16 protein-coding genes are annotated in these 16991 nt (G+C 68.1%); 8 read left to right on the top strand and 8 right to left on the bottom strand.

Going from position 1 to position 16991, the window contains the following annotated elements; all coding sequences use genetic code 11:
• Positions 1–419 precede the first annotated feature (419 nt).
• Both ABD810_RS38100 and ABD810_RS38105 read left to right on the top strand, forming a co-directional pair.
• Positions 420–863 carry a hypothetical protein gene (locus ABD810_RS38100; protein ID WP_344952626.1) on the top strand — a complete coding sequence of 148 codons (444 nt, stop codon included), beginning with the start codon at positions 420–422 and terminating at the stop codon, positions 861–863.
• A gap of 123 nt (positions 864–986) precedes the next feature.
• Complete coding sequence (locus ABD810_RS38105) at positions 987–1814, top strand: hypothetical protein (RefSeq protein WP_344952628.1); 828 nt, start codon at positions 987–989, stop codon at positions 1812–1814.
• Positions 1815–2219: 405 nt separating this feature from the next.
• On the opposite strand, the gene ABD810_RS38110 is transcribed toward ABD810_RS38105, so the two are convergent.
• On the bottom strand, positions 2220–2741 hold the full coding sequence (locus tag ABD810_RS38110; protein WP_344952630.1) for a hypothetical protein: 522 nt from the start codon (positions 2739–2741) through the stop codon (positions 2220–2222).
• 126 nt (positions 2742–2867) lie between these two features.
• On the opposite strand from ABD810_RS38110, the gene ABD810_RS38115 reads away from it, so the two are divergent.
• A complete protein-coding gene (locus ABD810_RS38115; protein ID WP_344952632.1) occupies positions 2868–4124 on the top strand; it encodes a sensor histidine kinase in 1257 nt (418 codons plus the stop codon).
• On the top strand, positions 4121–4774 hold the full coding sequence (locus tag ABD810_RS38120; RefSeq protein WP_344952635.1) for a response regulator transcription factor: 654 nt from the start codon (positions 4121–4123) through the stop codon (positions 4772–4774). Before ABD810_RS38115 ends, ABD810_RS38120 begins: the two co-directional genes overlap by 4 nt.
• Positions 4775–4800: 26 nt before the next feature.
• Here the strand turns inward: ABD810_RS38120 and ABD810_RS38125 are convergent, their stop codons facing one another.
• The 3 genes from ABD810_RS38125 to ABD810_RS38135 form a co-directional block, all read right to left on the bottom strand.
• A complete protein-coding gene (locus tag ABD810_RS38125) occupies positions 4801–4929 on the bottom strand; it encodes a hypothetical protein (protein ID WP_344952637.1) in 129 nt (42 codons plus the stop codon).
• 354 nt (positions 4930–5283) lie between these two features.
• Positions 5284–6162, bottom strand: a complete 879-nt coding sequence (locus ABD810_RS38130; RefSeq protein ID WP_344952639.1) for a GNAT family N-acetyltransferase — start codon at positions 6160–6162, stop codon at positions 5284–5286.
• 117 nt (positions 6163–6279) lie between these two features.
• Complete coding sequence (locus tag ABD810_RS38135; protein ID WP_344952641.1) at positions 6280–6441, bottom strand: hypothetical protein; 162 nt, start codon at positions 6439–6441, stop codon at positions 6280–6282.
• 111 nt (positions 6442–6552) lie between these two features.
• On the opposite strand from ABD810_RS38135, the gene ABD810_RS38140 reads away from it, so the two are divergent.
• Positions 6553–7311, top strand: a complete 759-nt coding sequence (locus ABD810_RS38140) for a hypothetical protein (protein ID WP_344952643.1) — start codon at positions 6553–6555, stop codon at positions 7309–7311.
• 29 nt (positions 7312–7340) lie between these two features.
• Here ABD810_RS38140 and ABD810_RS38145 read toward each other — a convergent pair whose 3' ends face one another.
• Positions 7341–10163, bottom strand: coding sequence for a helix-turn-helix transcriptional regulator (locus ABD810_RS38145; protein ID WP_344952645.1), 2823 nt, complete (start codon positions 10161–10163; stop codon positions 7341–7343).
• A gap of 179 nt (positions 10164–10342) precedes the next feature.
• Between ABD810_RS38145 and ABD810_RS38150 the strand changes: the two genes are divergently transcribed.
• Both ABD810_RS38150 and ABD810_RS38155 read left to right on the top strand, forming a co-directional pair.
• A complete protein-coding gene (locus ABD810_RS38150) occupies positions 10343–10468 on the top strand; it encodes a hypothetical protein (RefSeq protein WP_344952647.1) in 126 nt (41 codons plus the stop codon).
• A gap of 50 nt (positions 10469–10518) precedes the next feature.
• On the top strand, positions 10519–11085 hold the full coding sequence (locus ABD810_RS38155; RefSeq protein ID WP_344952649.1) for a DUF4158 domain-containing protein: 567 nt from the start codon (positions 10519–10521) through the stop codon (positions 11083–11085).
• On the opposite strand, the gene ABD810_RS38160 is transcribed toward ABD810_RS38155, so the two are convergent.
• Complete coding sequence (locus tag ABD810_RS38160; protein ID WP_344952652.1) at positions 11082–13481, bottom strand: glycosyl hydrolase family 28-related protein; 2400 nt, start codon at positions 13479–13481, stop codon at positions 11082–11084. The two genes, ABD810_RS38155 and ABD810_RS38160, sit on opposite strands and share 4 nt — an antisense overlap.
• A gap of 430 nt (positions 13482–13911) precedes the next feature.
• On the opposite strand from ABD810_RS38160, the gene ABD810_RS38165 reads away from it, so the two are divergent.
• Positions 13912–14169, top strand: coding sequence for a peptidase associated/transthyretin-like domain-containing protein (locus ABD810_RS38165; RefSeq protein WP_344952654.1), 258 nt, complete (start codon positions 13912–13914; stop codon positions 14167–14169).
• 178 nt (positions 14170–14347) lie between these two features.
• On the opposite strand, the gene ABD810_RS38170 is transcribed toward ABD810_RS38165, so the two are convergent.
• Positions 14348–15304 carry a WD40 repeat domain-containing protein gene (locus tag ABD810_RS38170; protein ID WP_344952656.1) on the bottom strand — a complete coding sequence of 319 codons (957 nt, stop codon included), beginning with the start codon at positions 15302–15304 and terminating at the stop codon, positions 14348–14350.
• Positions 15305–15579: 275 nt separating this feature from the next.
• Positions 15580–16446, bottom strand: coding sequence for a cytochrome P450 (locus ABD810_RS38175; protein WP_344952658.1), 867 nt, complete (start codon positions 16444–16446; stop codon positions 15580–15582).
• Positions 16447–16991: the final 545 nt, after the last annotated feature.

Consider the following 16991-nt stretch of genomic DNA (forward strand, 5'->3'; position numbering starts at 1 on the left):
AACGACGACACGCTGCACTGGTACCCGGGCAAGGGTGATGGCACCTTCTGGTCCGCTCGGGATATGGGGCCAGCGGGCTTCAAACTGATGTCGCTCGCCAATATCGGCTGATGGTGACCGGTGGGCGCAGGAACAGGGCCGGACTGCCACCTGCGCCCGCGACCTTGGAGGCGGCACACGTTATCTGGGGAACAGCAACGTCGATATACGCCCAGAACTTGAGCGTGATCCCTGAAAAGGATATGGGTGCGGCTCCTTTCGAGGGAGCGAGTTGACCAGGTAGAGCACACCCTTCACGGTTCGTTCAGCGCTGCCGTGGTGGGCGGGGAAGCCCTGCAGGTGATGTTGGAGGAGGCGAACGAATGGATCCTTCTCGTCACGAGAACAGGTCCTCACCGGCCTATAGGAGAATGCTGGACGTGGATGAACTATTGGCGCGGCTTGAGTACGTGATGTACGGCCTGAACTACGCGACCACCTTCGGTTTGCTGCCGTTGACGGCTGGGACATCGTTGAAGGGTGCTGAAGCCGCAATCGTCGGGGTATATCCGAAGGCCGAGCTGACCGGGCCGACACCCGCGGATGCTGCCACCGTGTGGGAGGAGATCGGCTATGCCTTTGATTACCGCGGCGACATCGCCCACGGGAGCGGGCTAGAGCTGACCGATGACCAGGAGGTTGAGCTGCGGGAGTTGCAGGACCGTTATAGGGACTATGTCCGCGGCTTCATCGGACCGGAATCGGCTATTTACACGGGTGGCTGCCGCGGCCTTCCCGGCTACCCTGTGTTCTGGGGTTTTCGCTTCCTGGTGCTCAACGCCGACCGTGAGGGTCTGCTTCTGTTCGGCGATGCGTCGGACTGAGTCCAATCGACATGGGTGTAGCTCGTTTTCAGCGACCGTCTGAGCTGGGCTTTTGTGGTCATGACTGTTTGATCGGGATGCCGCCTTCTACTGTGGGTGCAGGCGTGTAAGGCGGTGGTGACGGTGGGTTCGTTGCTGGAGGAACTGGCGCGGCGCGAGCAGCTCGTGGCCCAGGCCGCGGCCGACGTTGATGCCTTCTACGACGCGCAGATCCCCCTTCCGTGCACATCGTCCACGGTGCTGGCACTCAGCGTGGACGCCAAGGGCATCGCGATGCGCAAGTGGTTGTGCGGCTCGGTCATCACCGACCCCGGCGCCGTGATCGCCAAGGTCTTCGACCATGCCGAGGCCCGCGACCCTGCCCATGCCCGTTCCTGGGTCGTGCTCGTCGACGGAGCCCGGCACCAGCTGGATCTGATCGCCGCCGAGGCCGCCCGCCGCGACATCGGGGTGCACATCGTCATCGATTTCGTCCATGTGCTGGAGAAGTTGTGGGCCGCTGCCTGGTGTCTGCATCCGCCTTCCGCTCCGGCCGCCGAGGACTGGGTCGCCACCACCCATGCTCTGGCGCTGCTGGCCGGGCACACCGACCAGGTCGTCACCGCGTTGACCGCCCAAGCCACTGTGTTACCCGCCCGGCGCCGCGACGGCCTCGACGCCTGCGTCCGCTATCTGACCAACAACGCCGAACGCCTGCGCTACGACCAGGCACTCGAAGCAGGCTGGCCGATCGCGACCGGCGTGATCGAAGGCGCCTGCCGCCATCTGATCGCTGACAGATTCGACCACGCCGGAGCGCGCTGGGGCCTGCCCGGGGCCGAAGCGGTGTTGAAACTCCGCGCGCTCACCGCCAACGGGCATCTCGACGAGTACTGGCGATACCACCTCGCGCGGCAACACGATCGTGTCCATCAGAGCTGCTATAAGGACGGATATGCCCTCACTGCGTGATCGCTCCGGTCACTGAAAACGAGCTACACCCAACTGTGCTTCCGACGCGTCGCGGGTGCGTTGGAGGGCTTGGCGTAGGCGTTCGACGGGAACCCCGAATGCTGCAAAAGTGGCAGGATATTGCGGTATTGATACGGGCCGTACACCGGCGGGTGCCACTTGCTATTCGGTGCAGGGGTGGAGGGTCATGCAGTTTGAGGACGTTGGCCTCCATGCCGACCGCGCATGGGGCACCGTAGCGGTACCTCAGGGTGAGCGGCTCGGCTATGAGCTCTCGGTAACAACATCAGCGGGCGAGACAAAGGCGTCAAGCTCGCCGCCGGCCTGGTCGGCAAGGCGATCGCGCCAGCGCCAGCACCGTAAGCCAGCGGACGTACCGGCTGAGTACGGGGCCGTTCGACGGCCTCAGCCGCGGACGACGAGGTTTCCCGCCCCGATCTCGCCCGTGGGTGCGGTGCTCATGCACGGCGGCGGTGTCCCCGTGAAGCCCATGTCCCAGCTGGCGTTGAGCCGGTCGCGCCGGCCGTGATCGTACACCGTGAACCCGACCTTGTGTCCGATCAGAGCCGGCTCGTTCGAGGCGGTGACGGTGCCGCTGGCCACGGCGACCGGGCCACCGACCTGCAGGCAGGTGATCGTACCGGTCTGCCACACGTCGATGGCATCCTCGGTGTGCCTGATGCGGAACGTGCCGGTCGCCTCCTTCTCCCTGTCCCGGACCGCGTGGGCGTCGAACGCGAAGTGCAGGCGGACCCCGGGCACCGTCTTCAGGTCGACGGCGCCGACCAGCGAGGTCTCGCGCGGCGGGGGCGCGTGGCCACCGGCGCGGGCCGGGGCGGCGGCGCCCAGCACCACCAGTACGGCGAGTCCGGCCAGCACGGCACCTCGTGCGCGGCGACGCGGCGTGGACGGTGTCGGATGGGACATGAGGTCTCCTCTGCTCTACCCGCCCCGGCCGGGCGGTGACACGTCGAGCATCTCGACCGGTGCGGCCCGCTGGATATCCGCCGATCGGCAGACGCGGCGGGCGCCGCGCATGGCTAGGGTGAGCTCGTGTCGACCACCCGGACAATCGCTGACCAGGGGCGGCGGGCCGCCGGACGCCTCGCCGCGCGGGTGGGTTCGGCCGTCGGCGTCCTGGCGGCCGTTCTCGCCTCGGCGGCGGCGACGCACCCGGACGCCGATCCACTGCTCGTGCTGCCCGCCGCGCTGGCGCTGGGCGCGCTGGGCGCGCTCGCGGTGGGCTGGCCCCGCACTCACCGCTTCGTCGCTCCCGCCACCGGCGTGGTGTCGCTGATCTCGCTCACCGCCACCGCGATCTGGTCCACCGGCCCGCCCCGGACCGGCGGTTCCTGGCCCCTGCTGCACACCGCGACACTGATGATTCTCATCGCGCTGGTCTGCCGCTGGTCGCCCGTCGCGCACGCCGCGGTCGCCGGCGCGCTCACGGTACTCGCCGTGGCGCTTTTGGCCGTCCCGATCACCGGCGTGACGTTGAGCACCCGGTGGGAGTCTGTCGCGTCCTGCGCGTTCTGGTCACTGACCGCGCTCGCCGGCGCGGCAGCCGGTGGGTACCTGCGCTGGCTCGATGCCCGCCGGCTCCGGGCGGTACGCCACGCACGACGGGCGCAGCGCCTGCAGCTCGCCACCGACCTGCACGACTTCGTCGCCCACGACGTCAGTGCCATGGTCATCCAGGCGCAGGCCGCGCAGGTACTGCTGCGCACCGATCCCGAGGAGGTGGCCCGGGTGCTGCGACGGATCGAATCCGACGGCACCCACGCGCTGGCTTCCATGGACAGCACGATCCGGGTGCTGCGCGAGCTCGAGGACGGCGCCGCGGGATCCCGCACAACGATGCCCGGCGTCACCGATCTGCCGGAGCTGGTCCGGCGGTACGCCGGTTCGGGTACGGGCCCGATCGAACTGAGAATGGATCCCGGGCTCGACGCGTCCCTGCACCGTCAGGCGGACACGACCGTGTACCGGGTGGTGGTCGAGAGCCTGACCAACACACGCCGCCATGCCGTCCCAGGCGCGGCGGTCACCGTGACGCTCCGCAGATGTCCCGGCGGGATCTCGCTGACGGTCGAAGACCAGGCCTCGCCGGCCGGCCGGGCGCACCGCGAGTCCGGCGGCCGGTGGGATGCCCGCGACCCCGCCGACCGGCGGCACAGCGGGGTCGGCCTGGCCGGGCTGGCGGAGCGGGTCGAGACACTCGGCGGCACGTTCACCGCCGGTCCCCTACCGCCGGCCGGTTGGCAGGTGTGCGCGCGGTTTCCCGCCGGTGTCGCGGAGCCGGCGTCGTGACCATCCGGGTGCTCATCGCCGATGACGAGGAACGGGTCAGGTTCGGATTCCAGACCATCCTGAACTCGGCGCCGGACATCGACGTCGTCGGTCAGGCCGCCGACGGTGTCGCGGCACTGGCTCTGACCAGGCGGCTACGACCGGACGTGGTGATCGCCGACATCCGGATGCCGCGGATGGACGGGCTGGAACTGACCCGGATCCTCTGCGCACCCGGCACACCCACTGTGACACGGGTCGTCGTGGTCACCACCTTCGACCTGGACGCCTACGTGCACACCGCGCTGCGCCACGGCGCGTGCGGTTTCCTGCTCAAGCACTCCGGGACCGCGCTGCTGATCGAGGCCGTCCGCGCCGCGATGCTCGGCGACTCCTTGATCAGCCCGTCGGTGACGGTACGACTGCTGCGGCGGCTGTCCGGCGTGCGTGACGCGCCGGACTCGAAGCCGCCGCTCACCAACCGGGAACTCGATATCGTGTCACTGGTCGCCGACGGCCTGACCAACCCGGAAATCGGCGCCGAGCTCTACATCACCCCCGGTACCGTCAAAACTCACCTGGCCCACATCCAGCGCAAACTGGGGGTCCGTAACCGCGTCGGCATCGCCGCCTGGGCATGGGAGACCGGTCACCGACAGGCGCGAAACTGAGTCACCATCAGATCAACGCCGTCAGATCAGCGCCGCCAGCTGACCGCCAGAAGCCGGTCGGTGTCGCGATCGTTCGCCTTCGCCGACGCCACCGGCAAGCGCCGGATGACGGTATCGGTCAACGTGCAGCGCAACGATCCGAAGGTCGCGACCATGCTGCGATCTCGCCGTCCACCTGTGGGATGTGGCCAGGCGGGCGCGGATCGATCGTTATCTGGGGTTGTCAAGCGATCTAGCGGATCAGCCGCTTGGGGGTCGAGGATGTCTCGAATCGGTTGGCCGGTAACGGGTGGCGCACTTCCCGGCGCGGCGCGATGGTTCCCGAACGCTCTGAGCCCCGGAGATGGTGTGTAGAACCAGCCTGGGCGCTGCGGGAGCGCATATGTGATCTTGCACTCAACCCTGACGATACCGTGAAGATGATCATGACAGCCGCCAAATCGCGCTGTGCAACCGCCTGATAGATCCCCGTCGCGAGAACACGAAGATCAGAGGTTGGGAAGACGATCTCAGCGGACGAAGGTCATCGTGCGCGCGAAGCCGCGGAAGCCCAGCGACTCGTAGGTCTTGCGCGCCATCGGATGGCCGTCGTCGCCCCGGGGCGCCACGAAGGCCGACCGCGCGCCCAGCCGCCGCGCGGCGTGCAGGGCGGCGAGCGTAGCAGCGCTCGCCAGGCCCAGCCGACGGTACTCCGGATCGGTACCCACGGGCTCCAGCAGCGCCGCCCGGTGCTCCTCATCCAGCCAGACCAGGCAGAACGCCACCGGAGTGCCGTCCGGCGCCTCGACCAGCCAATCGAGCTCGGCGCGGTAGGGCCAGGCCCGCATGACCTGGCGATAGCTCTCACCAGTGACCCGCGAGGGCGGCAGGCCCGGCAGCGAGAACGCGGCCCGGTGCACCGCCGCCCTGGCCTCGGCATCCTGCTCGCCGCGTACGGCACGCAAGGTATGGTCAGCAGGGACCTTCGACTCGGGCAGCGCGTCGAGGTCGAGGCGCATGTGGGTGAAGAACACGCCGGACTCCTGCGCGCGGTATCCGTCCCGACGCAGGACCTCTGCCAGGTCCGTCTCGGACTCCAGCAGCGTGACATCGCGCTCCAGACCTTCGACGGCGCCGTCGAACCAGCGCAGGATCTCCTCCGCCAACTCGGGGTAGGCCGGGTCGAGCCGCAGGTCGAGAGTGCCGGGGCGCTGCGCCCACGCCCACGCGACGACCTGACCGTCGTGCTCCCACAACGACGTAGGCCACTCCGGCTCCCTGCCGACGTGCTGGAACCGGGACCAGGCCAGATCTCCGATGTGCCAACGGCTCTCGGGCGACCAGAGCCGCCCGGTCAGGTCCTGCATCGTGCGCAGGTCGCCGGGTCCTTCGTAATCGCGCCGTTTCATCCGGGAAATCCTACCGATCTAAGACGATCGGTCCGGTCTCGAAGGTTCACGATGCGGCGGAAGGTGGCGGCGGCCTACAGGTCCGCGAGGACTTTGCGCCAGTAGGCGCGATCGTCCTCAGCGGGGACTGTCCTCGGCGGCCGTGACGACGCGCTGGGTGCCTGTGAGGATCTTGTGGACGACGCCGATGAAGACTTTGACTCCGGCGGCGATGGTGCGGATGGATTCGCCGCGCTCGCGGCGGGCGATGATGGCGGCGCGTTTGTCGTCGTCGACCACGGGGCGACGGCCGCCGACATTGCCGCGCTTGCGGGCGGCCTCTAGGCCGTTCTTGGTCTTGCGGACGATGTCGCGGGGGCGGTCCTCGGCCAGGTGAGGGCCAGGTCGAGGATGAGGGAGCGTTCGGTGTGCTCGCCCGGCTCCTGGCACCTCGCGGCCGCCGCCCGGGACAACCGCACGTTCGCCATCGCCGGCTGGACCGGGTCGACGAACCCCTCCATTCGCTTCTTCCTGGTACACCTCGATGAGAACGGGCGACCCGAGCAGCCGGTGGCCCTCACGCCGGCCGACCCCGACGACCTGACTCTGGTCCACGACCTCGCTGTCAGCGCCGACGGCACCCGGCTGGCCTACTCCACATCGCTCATCGGAGGCGGCGCCACGATCTCCGTGCTCGACGTCGCCACCGGCCGGCGCCGGGACTGGAAGACGATGACGCACCCGATGGTGAGCGGCCTGTCCTGGGCCCCGGACGGCCGCTCGCTCCGCGAGCTCCAGAGGCACATTGATCTTGCTGATCTTTCCAGACGGCCGCAGGCCGACGATGTCACCGATGCTGACCACCATCGTCATCGTCGCTCGCCTGCTTTCCCGCTGTCGCCTGCCGCAGATGCGCAGGGCGGGGTGAACGCCGGACTGGCAGCGGCCAAGGACCAGGTGGCAGGCAGGCGGGCGTTGATGCCAACCGACACCGCCGCCAGGCGCACTCCGCTGCCCGCGCTCAGCCGGCCGCGACAGCCGGGCACGGCCTGCGCGCGGGTAAGCCGCGGCGGGCGGGCGCCTAGTGCGTGGTGGTCGCCGGTGGGGCCTCACCCATTGGGAAGTCCTCCTCGGAACTGCTACGGGGTGCGGCCGGTAGTAGCCGCGTGACTGCGGTGTGGGTGGTCACGGCCTCCCGATCAAGAAAGATCATCCCAGTCCCATGATTGCGCCGGTTGACCATCCGAACCACGACCGAACCGGAACCGTGTGGCGTTACCCTCCTGGTTGCAGAACACGTAGAACAGTCCGGCTGCGGGCAGCCGTTCGATCAGCATGCTGACCTGCTCGTGCGCGCCCGTCTCCCGTAGCCTTTCCGCCAACTGTTGTGCCACGGCGTACGAGCCGTACAGGCCGGCGTGCTGGGCGGCTCGGGTGGCCAGCACGCTGACCTGTTCACGCGCCCCCACAGCCCACAACCCGTCCAGCAGCTCTGTCACGGCGTACAGGTCGTCCAGGGGGGCATGCCGGGCGGGGTCGCGGGCCAGCAGCACGCTGACCTGCTCGTGCGCCCCCACCTCCCACAGACTGCCCAGCAACCGTGCCACGGCGTACGGGTCGTTCAGGGCGTGCTCGGTGGCCCGGGTGGCCAGCACGCTGACCTGTTCACGCGCCCCCACAGCCCACAACCCGTCCAGCAGCTCTGTCACGGCGTACGGGTCGTCCAGGGGGGCATGCCGGGCGGGGTCGCGGGCCAGCAGCACGCTGACCTGCTCGTGCGCCCCCACCTCCCGCAAACTGCCCAGCAGCTCTGCCACGGCGTACGGGTCGTCCAGGGGGGCGTGCCCGGCGGGGTCGCGGGCCAGCAGCACGCTGACCTGCTCGTGCGCTCCCGCCTCCCGCAAACTGCCCAGCAACCGTGCCACGCCGGACGGGTCGTCCAGGGCGGTGTGCTCGGCGGCCCGGGTGTCCAGCACGCTGACCTGTTCACGCGCCCCCACAGCCCGCAACCCGTCCAGCACACCTGCCACGGCGTACGGGTCGTCCAGGGCGGTGTGCTCGGCGGCTCGGGTGGCCAGCACGCTGACCTGCTCGTGCGCCCCCAGATCCCGCAAACTGCCCAGCAACTGTGCTACGGCGAACGCGTGGTCCAGGGGGGCGTGCCGGGCGGGGTCGCGGGCCAGCAGCACGCTGACCTGCTCGTGCGCTCCCGCCTCCCGCAAACAGACCAGCAACCGTGCCACGGCGTACGGGTCGTCCAGGGCGGTGTGCTCGGCGGCCCGGGTGGCCAGCACGCTGACCTGTTCACGCGCCCCCACATCCTGCAACCCCTCCAGCAGCTCCGCCACGACGTCCGGGTACTCCACAGTGGCGTGCTCGGCGGCCCATTCAGCGGGTCGTGGGTCGGCAGGGTATAGATCATGGAGTGCCTGGATCAGGGAGAGGGCGGCGCGGGTGTCGCCGTGACCGGTGGCGTGTTTGTACAGCTGGGCGGCGTCGCGCAGCAGGCCGCGGTTATGGGCGGCATAACCCAGGATCAGCAGGTCGCCGGGGTGGGCGGCGGTGGCCACGGCTGCCCAGAACCCACCCAGGGGTATGTGCTCGGACCGATGGCGGCGGCCGTGCTGGTCCAGGTAGTCGGCCAGCCGGTACACCGGCCCGCTCTCGCCGGCCGTGGGCTGCCCGCCGACCGTATGGACGGCGGGGCCGGATCTGCGGGAGGGCGCTGGGGCACTGCGGGGGCGGATCCGAGTGAGCGGCCCAGGGACCCCCTTGCAGGGTGCGGCGGTGTAGGCCAGCGCCGCCTCCAGCCCGTCCTCCCCGGCCGCATCCCATTCGGCGTCGCTGAGGTAGGCCGGGGCGGCGGCCGCCAGCAGCGCGTGCGGCAGGGCGTGCCGGTGGCCCAGCCGACGGGCGTCCATCGCGGCGTGGATCAGCGCCTTGGCGGCGGGAGGGGCGTGGTGGTAGCGGGCCAGCAGTTCGGGGACCCCGGCCAGGTACTGGGTGACCTCCCCGTCGACGGCGTTGGCCACCGCTTCGGCCAGTCGCACATCGCCCGACGCCGCCTGCCGCAGGGCGCGCTCCTGGTCGCCGGTGAACCCGGTGCTCATCGCGATGTCGGTGCCGGCCAGCACTACCTGGGCCTGGGCATGGGCATCAGCGGCCGAACGGGTGAGGGTGTCCCAGTGTCGCGGCCACAACGTGCCCAAAACCAGTACCGGCGCCCGGCCGAGGTCGGTGAGCAGGGTGCGCAACGCGGCCGCGACCCGCTCCCCCACATTCCCGGGAGCATCCAGGTAGAACTGGGTCTCGTTCAGCCACACCACGGTGCGCGGCCCCACCCGGGGCAGCTCGGCCAGCGCGGCCTCGGGGCGGGTGGGATCGAACGGGTGCCACAGCCGCCACCCCCCGACTTCGCGCGGCGGTGCCAGGGCCTCCCAGCAGGCGCGGGTCTTGCCGGTGGAGGACCCGCCGACCAGCACCGCCATTGCGCTGTGCCCACCGACCGCCCGAGCCACCACCTGCGCCAGCCGCTGGTCGTGCTCGCGCGGCACATAGGGCGGCAGCACCGGCAACGGCTCGGCGTGTGGGGCGTCGACCTCGATGGGGCGGTGCACCTCCAGCAGGAACGGATCGCTGACCTGCTCCAACGGTCGGCCAAGGGCGATGTCGGATGTGAGCGGCACGTCCGGAGCCGGAGCATCACGCTCGCGCTGGTCGGTCCGGATCAGCGCCGACCATGCCTTGCCGGTCGCCGGCTCCTCCCCTGCCCAGCGCGCCAGCGTCGCACCTACCTTGCGTAAGTCGTCCAGATCGCGCGGCAGCCTCTTTCCGGTGGCCCAGTCATTGATCGTCTGGAGCGCTACCTCCGACTCCCGGGCCAGCCGTGTCTGCGTGATCTGCTTGGCCTTGGGGCGCTCGGCTGCGGCACGACGCACGGCCTGATCCCACAGGTGCGCCAGCTCGGCCAGTACCGCCGATGTCTGGTGCGGTCCGGTGTCCGGGCGAAACGGCCGGCCCATCAGCGCCCTGCCTTTCTCCGCGCCGATCCGGCTCGGAGGATCCCGGATCGCGTGGTGAGCAGCAGGGTAACCGACACCGCCTGTTCCGGATCCGGCAGCGATGGGATGTGCGCGGGCGGTGGCCGCCAATGGGAGATACGCCGGGCACCCCGCCCAGCCCACCCGAAAGGACACCGCTGATGAAGCTCTCCCCTACCGCCCGGCGTCTGTGTACCGCCGTGGTGTTCGCCGCCGCGCGCGGCGCCGCCGCCGCAGCGGGCTCGGCCCTGGTCGGCCTGGCGCTGTGGTGGTTCACCCAGCGCTGAGCGCGTCCGCTGGGTCCCCGCGGCCGGGCTCCCGGGGCGCCGCCTGCCCCATGACAGGCCCCTCGCTGAATATCGACGAGCTCGTCGAGCACTGGACCGTGCTGGATGAAGAACGTGACCTCATCGCAGGGAAACGCGGTGCCACGCGATTGGCCTTCGTGCTCTTGCTGAAGTACTACACCAGACATGGACGCTTCCCCCGGCGCTCGGAGCTGGCTGATGAGGCGATCGAGCATGTGGCCAGGCAGGTAAAGATTCCCGTCTCGGAACTGGGTCTTTATGAGTGGACCGGCCGGACGATCGAGTATCACCGCAGTCAAATCCGCGCTCATCTGGGCTTTCGCGTCTGCTCGGTCGTCGATGCGGAGAAGCTGACGGACTGGCCGGCGGCCAACGTCGCGCACGCTGAGCGGCGCGTTGATCGGGTTCGTGCGGAACTGCTGAAGCACTGCCGCGGCGAGAAGATTGAGCCGCCGGCCTCGGGCCGGATCGGACGGATCGTCCGCTCGGCTTTGCACGGTGCAGAAGAGGCGTGGTCGATGCGGATCGCGGCCCAGGTCGATGCGGGTGCGACCGCTTGGCCGAGTGCCCGACGGTCCGAGGCGGAGCCTCGTTAGTTACCCGAGGTCGCGACTGCGCCTCGCTGCGTCCACTTGCCTTTCATGGAGCCATGGATCGAGTAGTGGAACATCATGATGTGACCCGGGGCGAGCGCCACGGTCCCACCAGGGGTGCAGTCGAGAACGAGGTTGGTTTTGAGTTGTCCGCCTCCGTCGTGGAAAATCACTGGGTGGACGCCGATGTTGCAGATAGCGATCTCTTGCCCATCGACTCCTGGGGGGAACGTCGGCTCTGCAGTGATGTCCGCGGGTGCTCCGACGGTCCCACGATTCACGGCAACGTTCTTGTTCCTTTCGGGGATTAGGATCGGCTCCGTCCATGGCGTCGAGTCGATGTCCAATGCCCCCGAGCTCGGCGAGATGAGCTTTCCAGTATTTGTGAAGTTCTTGCCACGCGTGGCGGGTATGTCAGTTGTCGCGGGGCCGATTGGGCGCAGTCCGATCGGATGGTTTGCGTCGACGAAGTCGGCCATATAACCGAGTGCGTAGGCGTTGGTCATGCTCTGTTCGCTGTAGACCAAACGGCGATCCGGGGGTTGCCCCTTCCACATCGGCTCGTCAATTGTGATCCCCCTTGCCTGCGCGAGGAAGACGCACGCACCGTAGAACGAACCTTCGAAGTATGGGCCGGCGATTCGTGTGCCGAGAAAGACAGCCCTGCGAAGATCAAGAGTTCCGATCACGATGCCGGCAAATCCACACCCGTGGAGCTCCATATTCACGATTGTCGGGCCGTACCCACCGCGGCACACGATTCCGCTTCCGGCGCAGTAGGTTATTTGCCCGACTTCCAGGTGCGTCCGGTTGTTGTCCTTGTGGGCGTGTTCGCTCCAGCCATCGCCAATCCCGATAGCGAACGGCTGCTCGCTGAACGCCGGCGATGGCCTGTTGAGCGGGTAGACCTTGATCTCTTCTGGACCGACGATCCTGGCGATCTCGTGCCGCTGGAGCGTGGAATCGTTAGCTCCGATGAGGATGAAATCCCCTTCCCGGGCCGGAATCTCGTCGAACCTGGTACCAGATCCGTTGATCGTCATGAAGTAACGAGCGTCGCTGCCGGGTTTGCCGGTATCGGGTTTGCCGGTACAGGACACCGTGCCCTTGACGGGTGCAACGGCCCGCAGCGGCAGCGGCGGCAGTTCCTCCCCAACTCTCTTGTAGCGGTGCTCAAGCGATGGCGAGCAGTACAGCGTTCCACACGCGTAGGCGTAGAGCCTCCGCGCGTACATAAAGTCATTGTTCGTAGGTTCGCCGTTGTCGGCTGTTCTCACGGCCCGGTAGCCGTCCATGACCGCTCTCTGGACGGACACGTCGTCGAGGTGCAGGGTCGACGCGCCTTGGAGGTAGAGCCCATGGTCGGCCTTGTCGGCACATCCGAGGCGGAGGCCCTTGAGAGTCACGCTGTGGGCCTGGATCGACAGGATCGACCGCATTCCGGCCCGACCGGCCGTGATCATCGTGCCGTTGTGCACGTTCTGCTCGGATCCTTCGCCGCGGATCGACAATCCGAGGTCTGTGAGCCGATCGACGGCGTAGGTTTCGAGTTTGATCTCCGCTGTCGTCTTGAAATTCCCGGCGGGCAGGTAGACGCCGGTCTTGAAAGTCCTCGCGGCGCGAATCGTTGCGACGAGGGCTTCGGTGTCGTCGGTTTCGCCGTTACCAGCCGCGCCGAACCATCTGACGTTGAGCTCTGTGCCATCGCGACGGCGTACCCAGCACCCGTCGGTATGAGGAGGCGGCGCAGGGGTTGGTGGAGGGTCTGGAGGATCGGACGGGAACGACGCTCCGCCGTCTCCGACCACGCCGCCATGATCGTAAGAGCCTCTCGGAACATAGGCCAGCGTGAACGACTGCTGTGTCTCGCCCATTCCGATGTTCATCCAGGTTCCGTTGAGCGAGAACCCGTCTCGACCCGCGACCCTTTTGATGATCGCGCGACCGCCGGGCGCCAGCCGGTGATCATGCGAGGTCGTCACGATCAGACTCTTCGCGGTCCCTCCGGCGGTGAACGGGCCGGTAGCCGTGGAGCCGAGCAACGCGAACCTGGTCGATTTGTTCGCATTGCCCCTGTCCAGGACCTTGACCCACCAGGCACCGTCCGCGCCTTCGCCAACGCCTGCCACGAGGACCGCCTGGCCGTCCACGAAAAGATGTGGTGCTGCAGTGGTAGCCACGATCGCCGACGGCTCGTGCTCGTCGTATTTGATATGTGTTGCGCCTGTGATGTTGGCGGACCTGACTGTTGCGCTAGTGATCTGGGTGGTGTCGAAGAAAAAGGTCCCGCCACCACCGTCATCAAGTGACGCGTAGCCCGCCACTTCGACGACATCGCCTTCGGCGGGCGAGCGAATACTCTGCATGAGGGCAATGGTCGCTGCGCTAAAGACACTCATAATGGGGTCTCCCCGCACTTTTGGCGAACACGCTGGCGGGTGGAGCATCCAGACATGCCCTCCGCATGGATGACACATTAAGGCCATGTCAATCTCAATCACGCCTCAATAGATCACGATTCATCGTAACACCACCCTTGACACATAGGCCGATTCTGCAAAACGGTACGACGACCAGGACCAGGACCAGGGGCGATTCGGCTACCGTCGGCCTGGGAGAACGCCACGGGCACCGACGCCTTCCAGTACTCCTTCAACACCGCCACGCTGGCCGCCGCCGGTCAGAGCCTGACCTTCACCCCGACCAGGCACGGCCTCATCCACGGCCAGGTGACCGACGCCAACGACGGCCTGGCCGTAGCGGGCGCCACGGTCACCGTGGGCGAGACCGACTACACCACCGACGCCACCCGGCCGCTACACCTCCCAGGTGCCGGCGGGCGACTACCAGGTGACCGTCTCGGCTCCGTCCTACCAGTCCTTCACCAAGTCCGTGACGATCAAGCCCGTGGAGTTCTCCGAGGTCAGCACCGCGCTGGCCACGGACAAGGTCGCGGCGTCCGTCACGTCCCTCACCGTCGTCATCCCCGAAGGCCAGTCGAGGACGCGCTCGTTCGAGCTGTCCAACACCGGGTCGGTTCGCCGTACACGCTGGGCGTGGACCACGCGGCGAGCTGGCTCAAGGTGAGCCCCGCCGAGGGTGAGCTGGCCACCGGCGACACCTGGTCGGTCGACGCGGCCTACATCTCGGGCGGCTTCGGCCACGTGGACAAGTCCTCGGTACCGGCCACCAAGGACGCGAGAGGCGGGCCGTGCCGCGGTGATCCCGTGGCACGGCCCGCCTTGGCCGCTGTGAAGAGCGAGTCTCAGCCGCCGCAGGCGGCGAAGACGAAGGTGTCCTTGAGCAGCTTGTACTTGTCGCGAACCGTGGTGGCACCGGACGTCACGTCGTGCTGCAGGACCGTCATCCGGGTCGGGGCGCCCTCGAACTCCTCCGAGACGTGCAGCGTCACCTGGTCGTCGCCGGTCCAGTCGAGCTTGTGCGCGGTGCTGTCCTTCGGCAGCTTAATCCGCTGGTCGCCGGTGACCTGGTCGGACTCCAGGTCGTACAGCGCGACCTTGCGGTTCGCCACCAGCACGGCGATCGTCTTGCCGTCGGCGTGCAGCGCGTAGGGACCGTTGTTGGCGACCAGCTGCGGCGGCGTGCCGTTATGCAGGAGGCGGCCAGACAGGTCGTAGACACCCAGCTCCATGACGGAGTCGGCAGCGTCGGTGCTGGTCAGCACCTTCTCACCGTCGCCGCTGAAGCCGAGGAAGTAGCGCCCCTTGGGCAGCTGGCCGAGCCGCGTGCTCGAGGCGGTGTCGAACAGCTTCGTCCTGCCGGCGGTGACCGCGAGCACGGCGCCGTCGTCGGACAGTTGCAGCGTCACGTCGTACTGGGCGGTCTTCCTGGGCAGCGTGTCCTTGGGCAGCAGCCTGACCTTGCCGTCGAGAGCCCGTACCGCCAGCCGCCCGTCCTTCCTGAAATAGGCGATCTTCTGCCCGTTGCCGCTGACAGCCACCGGCGCCGTCGAGTCGGTCACCGGATCGCCCTTCTCGTTGAGCGCCCTGAGCTGGGCGTCCTTCAACAGGACCACCCTGCCGTGGTGCGTCACCAGCCGCCATGTCCCGCACGGGACGATGTTGCCGCCCTTTTTGACGCATCCCTTCGCCGAGGCGTAGCGGATGCTGTCGCCGTGCCCGGGCTCGGCCTGCGCCGTCCCCTGTACCCCGAGCACGGCGGCCAGCATGGCGGCCAGCGCCACCAGAATCCTGATCTTCATCTCGTTACTTCCCCCGTTGCCACCGATCGTGTTCTCCGTCACCCCGTTGGACTCAGGAGGCGGGAGGTCGGTTGGTCACAGGTCGGACACGATGGTCAGACGCGGTCGCGTAGCCGGGAATTCTGGATCTTGCCAGAGCCGGTCTTCGGTAGGTCGTCCACGAAGGCGACCTGGCGCGGATCTTGTGGTGGCCAGCCGGCCGCGCATGAACGCGCGCAGTTCCTCCTCGGTGACGGCCGCCTCCTGGCGCAGGACGACGTAGGCGCGCCGACCGGTCAGCGCAGGGTGACCGTGGTCGGTAACGTCGCGAACCCGTACACGTTGGGGTTGTGCGCCCGGGTGGCGGCGGCCATGTCGATGTGGAACTCGGGGGTCAGCCTTCTGACGAGTTCCTCCAGGATGATTCGTGCTTCCATGCGGGCCAGGCTGGCACCAAGGCAGAAGTGCGGGCCGACGATGAACGGGATGGCCGCCGTGGTGTCGCGGCCGATGTCGAATCGGTCTGGGTCGGCGAAGACCCGCGGGTCGCGGTTGGCCGAGCCGATGAGCAGCAGCATCCGTGACCCGGCCGGCACGGTGAGGTCATGCAGGGTGGTTTCGGTGGTGAGCAGGCGGGCGGCCATCTGTCCTGGGCTGTCGTAGCGCAGGGTCTCCTCGACCCACCCGGCGATGTTGCCGTTCCATGCCGCGTCCCGCTGCTTGGGGTTACGCCACGCGGCGCACCAGGCGTTGCCGAGGAGTTTGGTGGTGGTCTCGTTCCCGGCGATGTCGAGCAGCATGAGTACCGAGACGATGTCGTGGACCTGCAGGCGGGCGCCGTCGACCTCGGCGGCGAGCAGGGCGCTGGTGAGGTCGTCGGTGGGGTTGGTGCGGCGGGTTGTCACCAGGTCGGTGTAGTAGCCGGCGAGCGCGTTGTTGGCCTGGCGCATCGTGTTTGGGATGCCGGTGTCGCCGTCGCCGCGGGCGATGACCTGTTGTGACCAGGTGCGCAGCTGGGGCCGGTCGGCGGGGGGTACGCCGATCATCGTGGAGATCACATCGATGGGGACTTTGCTGGCGAAGTCGATGAAGTCGAACGTGGGGCCGCCGGCGAGCGCGGTGTCCAGGTGGGCGGCGGTGAGTTGGCGGATGGTGGGTTCCATCTCCCGGACTCGGCGCGGGGTGAATCCCGCTGACACCAGGGCGCGCATCTGGGTGTGCGTGGCGGGTCCATCACGACGAACGAGGCGTACTTGTGGGCGTTGGGGCTCCATTGCTCCAGGGTGGGGCCGTGTGAGCTGGAGAACACCTCGGTGTCGCGGAACGCCGCGGCAGCGCGACCCTCGAACAAGGCGGACCGCTGCCACTCTCGGCGCCGATCCCGGCCCAGCAGGTTGGGGCGTTCGACGAAACGATGGTGGAGACGGGTCGTGGGGCGGTAAGGAGGGCGGCGTCGTTTCCCGGTGAGATGGCGGATCTGCGGGGTCACCTCGCCGCTGCGACCAGGCTGTCTCCGGATGATATTGCGACGGCACAGATACCGGCCGTGGACGGCCAGGCTCCGGCGCGGTTACCCGCAGATGTGGTGTTGGCGATCCACCGGGTTCGTCGTGCGGCACTACGGCTGATGCAAGAGATCGACACCCGACTGGATGATGCCGCAACCCGGTAAGGCACGTAGGCCTGTAACCGCCGTTGACCAGGCCTT

Source organism: Sphaerisporangium flaviroseum (assembly GCF_039537005.1).
Lineage (GTDB): Bacteria > Actinomycetota > Actinomycetes > Streptosporangiales > Streptosporangiaceae > Sphaerisporangium > Sphaerisporangium flaviroseum.